The following is a 374-nucleotide window of genomic DNA, read 5'->3' as shown; positions in this document are numbered from 1 at the left end:
GCCACGACGCTGAGGCCGGCGATGCCGCAGGCCATGGTGCGCAGCACGTCGCGGTCGTGCAGCGCCATCTCCAGCCGCTCGTACATGTACTTGTCGTGCATGTAGTGAATGGCGTTCAGCGTGTTCATGTACGCCTTGGCCAGCCAGTCCATCATCGGCAGGAAGCGGGCGACCACCTCGTCGTGGTTCAGCACGTCGCCGGTCACCGGCGCGAAGGCCGGGCCGATCTGCTCGCCGGAGATCTCGTCCTTGCCGCCGTTGATGGCGTAGAGCATCGTCTTGGCGAGGTTGGCGCGGGCGCCGAAGAACTGCATCTGCTTGCCGATGCGCATCGCCGACACGCAGCAGGCGATGCCGTAGTCGTCGCCCCAGTA

1 protein-coding gene is annotated in these 374 nt (G+C 65.8%); it reads right to left on the bottom strand.

Annotation, left to right across the window (positions count from 1 at the left end; translation table 11 throughout):
• Positions 1–374 (bottom strand): pyruvate formate lyase family protein (locus EJ913_RS31360; RefSeq protein ID WP_280531411.1); only part of this gene is annotated, 374 nt, incomplete at both ends.

The sequence above is a fragment of the Azospirillum doebereinerae genome, from assembly GCF_003989665.1.
GTDB lineage: Bacteria > Pseudomonadota > Alphaproteobacteria > Azospirillales > Azospirillaceae > Azospirillum > Azospirillum doebereinerae.
This window is presented reverse-complemented; position numbering and strand designations above follow the sequence as displayed.